Source organism: Pallidibacillus pasinlerensis (genome assembly GCF_009996845.1).
GTDB lineage: Bacteria > Bacillota > Bacilli > Bacillales > Caldibacillaceae > Pallidibacillus > Pallidibacillus pasinlerensis.
Window position 1 is genome coordinate 22,726 of record NZ_JAACYS010000037.1, and the last position, 6,301, is coordinate 29,026.

Annotated in this window: 7 protein-coding genes; 2 read left to right on the top strand and 5 right to left on the bottom strand. The window is 32.2% G+C overall.

Annotated features, from left to right (window positions below; genetic code table 11):
* The 3 genes from GW534_RS09150 to GW534_RS09160 all read right to left on the bottom strand — a co-directional run bounded on the left by GW534_RS09150 (position 1) and on the right by GW534_RS09160 (position 1,439).
* Positions 1 to 564, bottom strand: coding sequence for a 5-formyltetrahydrofolate cyclo-ligase (locus GW534_RS09150; protein ID WP_161920721.1), 564 nt, complete (start codon positions 562 to 564; stop codon positions 1 to 3).
* Positions 565 to 654: 90 nt separating this feature from the next.
* Positions 655 to 804 carry a 50S ribosomal protein L33 gene (gene rpmG, locus GW534_RS09155; RefSeq protein ID WP_161920722.1) on the bottom strand — a complete coding sequence of 50 codons (150 nt, stop codon included), beginning with the start codon at positions 802 to 804 and terminating at the stop codon, positions 655 to 657.
* Between the two features lie 47 nt (positions 805 to 851).
* On the bottom strand, positions 852 to 1,439 hold the full coding sequence (locus tag GW534_RS09160) for a hypothetical protein (protein WP_161920723.1): 588 nt from the start codon (positions 1,437 to 1,439) through the stop codon (positions 852 to 854).
* Positions 1,440 to 1,699: 260 nt separating this feature from the next.
* On the opposite strand from GW534_RS09160, the gene GW534_RS09165 reads away from it, so the two are divergent.
* Positions 1,700 to 2,065, top strand: a complete 366-nt coding sequence (locus tag GW534_RS09165; protein ID WP_161920724.1) for a hypothetical protein — start codon at positions 1,700 to 1,702, stop codon at positions 2,063 to 2,065.
* The gene (locus tag GW534_RS09170; RefSeq protein ID WP_161920725.1) at positions 2,058 to 2,555 is read left to right on the top strand and encodes an endolytic transglycosylase MltG; all 498 of its coding nucleotides are present in this window, start codon (positions 2,058 to 2,060) and stop codon (positions 2,553 to 2,555) included. Before GW534_RS09165 ends, GW534_RS09170 begins: the two co-directional genes overlap by 8 nt.
* Before the next feature lie 29 nt (positions 2,556 to 2,584).
* Here the strand turns inward: GW534_RS09170 and GW534_RS09175 are convergent, their stop codons facing one another.
* Positions 2,585 to 4,762 carry a peptidoglycan D,D-transpeptidase FtsI family protein gene (locus tag GW534_RS09175; protein WP_161920726.1) on the bottom strand — a complete coding sequence of 726 codons (2,178 nt, stop codon included), beginning with the start codon at positions 4,760 to 4,762 and terminating at the stop codon, positions 2,585 to 2,587.
* 214 nt (positions 4,763 to 4,976) lie between these two features.
* The gene (locus GW534_RS09180) at positions 4,977 to 6,206 is read right to left on the bottom strand and encodes an MFS transporter (protein WP_161920727.1); all 1,230 of its coding nucleotides are present in this window, start codon (positions 6,204 to 6,206) and stop codon (positions 4,977 to 4,979) included.
* Positions 6,207 to 6,301 lie beyond the last annotated feature (95 nt).

Here is a 6,301-nt window from a genome sequence, read left to right on the forward strand (position 1 = left end):
TCATTCACAATGATATACGTTCCTTTCCCCTACAACTTTTTGAACATACCAATCATGTGGTTCAACTGGAATGTCTTCTAGTAATTGTTCATCAAAAGCTAAAGAGACCGTCTTTCCTTTATACATCGGTAAAAATCGATCGTAGTACCCCCCGCCAACACCTAATCTTTTTCCTTCATTAGTAAAGGCTAATCCTGGTACAATGACTAATTGGATTTCTTTAGGATTAACTTTGATCGTTTTTTCAACTACTGGTTCATATAAGCCATAAAATCCTTTTTCTACTTGTGTAAAATCATTTATTTGATAAAATTCAAGCCCTCTTGTTTCTGGAACACATTTTACAGCTGCTACATTTTTTCCTTGTTCCCAGGCTTTTTCAATAATTGGATATGTATTAACTTCAGGGAATATTGAAATGGTGATACCAATACAATTTGCTTCCTTCCACTCTTGAAGTTGAAATAATTGTTCAGCAATTTTTTTCGATTTTTCTTCATATTGTTCCTTAGCAAGAGAACGTAATTTGTCCCGTACTTGTTTTCGAAGTGTTTTTTTAACCATAAAACTCACCTCTCTACAATCATTTTTTATATAAATAATTATATTTAAAAATTTTGGGCATAAGAAAAACAGCAGGTAAATGCCTGCTGTTTATTTTGTTTCACGATGTACTGTTTGTTTTTTATCACGTGGACAGTATTTTTTTAACTCTAAACGATCCGGATTATTCCGTTTATTTTTTGTTGTTATATAATTACGTTCACCGCACTCAGTACATGCTAATGTAATATTTACGCGCATACTAATCCCTCCAGTCATATACAAATTACGACTTTTCTATAATACCATTATTTTTTAGAAAAAGCTAGTCTAGATTTTAGCCTTCTATCCCATTTTATTAAGTTTTTTTCCTCATGGGCTTCAGAAAACATTGTCCACGTATAACCTATTGCCTTTCCATAAGGATTTAACGTAGTCTCCAACGAAAAAACTCCTACAACATCACCTGTACCGAGCGGATAAAATGGAATTCTTCCTTGTCTTATTTTGTCACTATAATCTTCACGTTTTAAGACGCCGTATTGAGATATTGATGAATAATTAATAATGCCAGAAGTTAAAAATAAGCCATGGCGATTACTTAAAAATAATACATCTTCTTTCGGGGATACAAATACATAATTTTTTTCAAAAGGGTGTAAACTACATTTTACAAACAATTTTATCGGAAAATAAATATTGTGGTTATTCATTAATGTAAATTTCGTTAGCATTTGATTTTCTGTTATCGTTTCATAATGATAATTAATTTCAACAAAATTGGCTAATTTATTCTTACCAGAAATCGGAATCATCTTCCCTTGGAAAAATACTAAATATTCCATTTCAATAAACTTTAATAATTTATTTGCTACATTAATTCGTGTGAATGTCATTTATTTCACTCCTACAAATAATAGTCCACATCGTATATTATTCTGAATCTTTTTTAAAATTCAATGTATATACATCGTAACATCAAATGAAAAATGAAACAATAAACATAATTTGTCATATTTTGTTGTTTTTACTGAAGTTCACCTTTATTTTTTCAATACTCTAGTAAATATGTTAAAAGTTTTACTAATTTAACTTTTATATTTCATAGTGTCATCTAATGTCGAATTATGATAAACTCTTGTTTGGGAGTGATAATATGAATATATTAATCATTATTATGATTATTATTGCTGTTCTACTAATTGTTGCCTCTTTTGTTATACCAGATTATTCAAAGCAAGTTAAAGAAGATATCGATCAACTTTCAATTCAGCTTTACCAAGAAACTTATCAAATTAAAAAGCGATTAAAGGTTTTAGAAGAAGAATTGTTAATACCTAATAATGACATATCTTTAAATAAACAGTCTTCTAAAAAAGTGAATCCGATAATCGTCAATCAAGTTCACTTATTAAATGAACAAGGATTATCCGTTGATCAGATTGCCAAACAATCTGCTTTAACAATTGAAGAAGTTAATGAGATTTTAGAAGATGATAAAGGTTGGGACAGAAATGAATAATATTAAATTACGCTTCTTTGGAGCTGGGATGCTTCTTGTTGCAGTAGTACTATTCATATATGTTCAATTCTTTGATAAAACGGATCAAGAAGAAGTAAAAAACGCTTTAGAAAAAGATGGGTTTACAGTGGTCGCAACAGATGAGTTTCAAGGACTTAAAGACAAAGTGAAGCAGTTAGAACAAGAAAAGGAACAATTAATCGCAGAACAGCAAAAAACTGAAGATAAACAATCAGAAGAACAAACAAAGGAAGAAGAAACAAAGGAAGAAGAACCGGAACAACCTGAAAAAGTTGTTGTTAAAATTGAATCCGGCATGAGCCTTTCAGATATTGCAGATAGGCTAAAAGAACATCAAATTATTGAAGATACGAAAGCCTTTAAAGATTTCATGATTGAAAAAGAATATGAACGTTACGTTCAAATTGGAGATTTTGAATTTACAAAAGGTATGAGTTTAGAAGAAATCGCAGACGTTATAACAAGATAGAAAAAGACTGTCAATTGACAGTCTTTTTCTTATTCCCCATCTTCTACTTCTTGTCTTGTCGCTTCATTATTGTCAGTTACTGTATCACCGTTCGCATCATTATTTTCATTATCTTCTGTTTCTTCTTGTCCCTCACCATTTGCATCATTATTTTGATTTTGTTTCTCTTCTTTCGTTTCATAGTAAGCCTCGACTACCCGTTCACCAATTCTTGCGGAAATATTATATGGTAAAGAAGGTCCACCAGAATTATAAACATTCGGTACGACGATAGCGAAAGCAATTTCCGGATCATCGTATGGAGCATAACCAACAAAATTGATATTATAAGTTTTTACCCCTTTTCTTAACTTTTCATCCCAAACATACGATTCTGCAGTACCGGTTTTTCCTGCAACTGTAACCGGAACATTTTTAAAGTAATTTCTCGCAGTACCTTGACTTCCATTCACAACTTGATAAAACCCTCTTTGAACACGTTCAAGCCAATCTTTTTTCACATCTACTCGATTTAGAACCGTTGGACTAAATTCCTCAATAATTGGACCTAGTTCATCGTCCTCAGGATTTGGTTCACGTATTTCTTTTACTAACATAGGTTTCATCCGATAACCGTCATTAGCAATCGTAGCAACATATTGGGCTAATTGTAATGTAGTATACGTATCAAATTGTCCAAAAGAAAAGTACAACAGTTTACCTGGATTATCTGGATCGTTTTGTACACCTATCGCTTCATTATCAAATCCAATGCCAGTAGTTGTTCCTAAGCCAAACTGGGCATAATAGGAACGCATTTTTTCTACTAGGTTTAAATAATTCCAATTCATTGATTTCCTAGGCACATACGTATCTCCTGCCATTGCATAAACAATTTTTGCCATATAAACGTTTGATGACCGTTCTAATGCTTTAATGTCATTGATTGGACCCATAGATCTACCAGCAGACCGAATTGTATTCCCACCAGGTAAAAACATAACTTCATCGCGCAAAACGGTACCTGGATATATAGCTCCATCTTGGTACCCCATTAAAACGGTAGCCCCTTTTACAACAGACCCTGGTTCAAAGGCAGCTGTAAAGGTACCACTGGCAAAATCACTCCAAGTTCTTTCTTTTTCATCATACTGTTTACCAGCCATAGATAGTACTTCACCGGTTTTCGGATTAAGTACAACGGCAAAGGCTTTGTTAAGGTAATTATTGTTCGGATATGGAATTGCATTTAAAATTTCTTCTTTTATAATTTGTTCAACTTTTGCTTGAAATTCCATGTCGATAGTTAAGACGACATCTTTACCACTTTTACCTTCTGAAACAATTTCTTGTTCAACGACTTCACCTTGCTTATTTGTGACAGTCCTAACTTTCGTTTTCGTTCCTTGTAATATATCTTCTAAATAACTTTCTAAATACGTATAGCCAACACGATCATTTAAGCTATAACCTTTTGCTTTGTAATAATCTACTTTTTCTTCAGGTAGTCCTGGTTTAACTGAACCAAGGATCCCTTTAAACGTATCATCATATGTGTAAGCTCTTTGCCAATCGGTTGTCACATCAACCCCCGGTAAGTCACCTAAGTTTTCGCTAATCATCGCGTACTCCATATCGGTAACACCTTCGTTTTTAATAATCGTCGGTGTTAATGCCGTTGCATTATAAATTTTTCCATATATGGCCGCTACATTTTTATCAATCGTTTTAGTGTGCTCCTCAGTCACACGATCAAGTTTTAATTGGTAAATTTCTTTGTCTTTATATTTTTCTTTTTCTTCTTTTGTAACTAATTCATCCCCATTATCGTTTTCTAACAACCAAATATCCTTCAAATCACGCTCTCGAACCTTTTTAATATCTTCTTCCGGCATTTGAATGTATGGAGCGAGATCTTTTGCAACTTTGAGTAAATCCTTTGGTTGAGGATGTTTTGGTGGTGTATACGTAATTGCTTTCTGAGGAACATTATAAACGATTTTTGTATAATCATTATCATACATTTCCCCACGTGGAACAGAAAAGTTAACCGACTCCACATCTGTCATTTCCACTTGTCTTTTAAATTCTTTACCTTGAACTATTTGTACGACCCCGAGTCGCAGAACAAGACCAGAAAATAATAGGAAAACAACAAAGAACAATAAGTTCAATCGTGTAGGAAGATGACTTTTTTTCTTTTTATTATCTATCTTTTTATTTTTCAAAGGTCCTCCACCCCGTTTCAATAGCTATTAATAAAATTTTATTTATTTTTAAGAGTTAATCTTTTAATTTAGATTCGTACCTATCTTTTAATCCATCCTCTATTCTATTCGATTTTTCGACAATTTTCTATAAAAATAATCCTATGTAATCAAAATATAATAAAAAAGTATTCAAAAAGAAGGCTGATCAAATAATCAGCCTCTCCATATTTAATCAAGTTTGCATTTTTGTTGCTTTCACATGTCTAATGAAAACATAAATAAATAAGTAACCTGAGCCTAGAATAACGAGTAAGTAGGGTAACACAACGTTAATTGACATATTGGAAACAGCGATTAAAAAAATAACAATCGAACAAGCACGACCTGCGTTTAAAAATAATTCTTTTACAACGATATATTCTATTCTCATTTCAGCTGCTTTCCAACTTTTCCCAATAATATCATAGGAAGTGGAATTAAATGGAACAAGCACAATTGGATAGGCAAATGCAATAACTGCTGAATAAAGTAATAACATCGGATAAGTAACTTTAATAATAATTAAGAATACGGATCCAAAAAGTATAATTCCACCGAAAAGCATTGCCTTGTTACGATTGTTATATTTTATGTAACGTGATGCCAAATAGTAAGTTATAAAAGAGACGAAGGAATTAACAAAGGCAAAAGTTCCTAACGCCATTTCACTACCTGTCGCAATAAATACATAAATAGTTATAACAAAGGCAAAGATCCCCTCTCTAACACCTTGAAAAAAGGAAGCATTTGTGACCAGTTTCCAATTTTTATTTCGCTTTCGTTCGTGGAAAATCTTTATAAAATAATAATTACCTGTGGCAGATCGCTTTGACATGAAAAAACTTAAAAATGTGGCAAGAGCAAATAAGCTTAAGGAAATAATAAATATTACCGTATAGCCAACAAAACCAGTTAATCGAGATATAATAAATCCAGCTAATAGTGGGCCAATCATACCTCCGACTGAGTTTAAAATACCTAAAAACCCATTAAAAAAGTCTCGCGTTTCTGGTTCGGTAATTTCAAAGGTTAGCACATTAAAGGCCAGCCAGTAAAATCCGTAGCCAATTCCGAGTATGGCACCGAGTAAAATTAAAAATTTACTAGCATTCGTACCTATTATAAGAACAGTAATATAAAAAACAGCTAAAAAAATAATACCTAACCGAAATACGATCATCCGATCCACTTTTTTTGCTAGTCGACCAGCTAATATGAAAGTAAGTGGCTGAAAAATAACAACTGTTAAATTATAAATTGCAATTTGGAAAAAATCGCCAGTTTGTTTCCAAATATAAATATTGACGAATGTATTCGATAAAGCAACACTTAAAGAATAAAGACCACCAATAATAAGCAAAAAAATTAAATCCTTTGTTATTTCTATATCTCCGAAAGCTTTTTTAATCCGAAGTTGTACCATGATCGTCTCCCCTTTAAAAGATATTGTTTGTTATTAAAGAAGAGATATACTGTTTTAGTCTTAATTATTTTAAGAAATAGTTTACATATTTTCCT

What these genes read in the sequence shown, in the direction of transcription:
- GW534_RS09150 (WP_161920721.1), bottom strand. Translation starts at nt 564, where the DNA reads ATGGTTAAAAAAACACTTCGAAAACAAGTACGGGACAAATTACGTTCT.
- rpmG (WP_161920722.1), bottom strand. Translation starts at nt 804, where the DNA reads ATGCGCGTAAATATTACATTAGCATGTACTGAGTGCGGTGAACGTAAT.
- GW534_RS09160 (WP_161920723.1), bottom strand. Translation starts at nt 1,439, where the DNA reads ATGACATTCACACGAATTAATGTAGCAAATAAATTATTAAAGTTTATT.
- GW534_RS09165 (WP_161920724.1), top strand. Translation starts at nt 1,700, where the DNA reads ATGAATATATTAATCATTATTATGATTATTATTGCTGTTCTACTAATT.
- GW534_RS09170 (WP_161920725.1), top strand. Translation starts at nt 2,058, where the DNA reads ATGAATAATATTAAATTACGCTTCTTTGGAGCTGGGATGCTTCTTGTT.
- GW534_RS09180 (WP_161920727.1), bottom strand. Translation starts at nt 6,206, where the DNA reads ATGGTACAACTTCGGATTAAAAAAGCTTTCGGAGATATAGAAATAACA.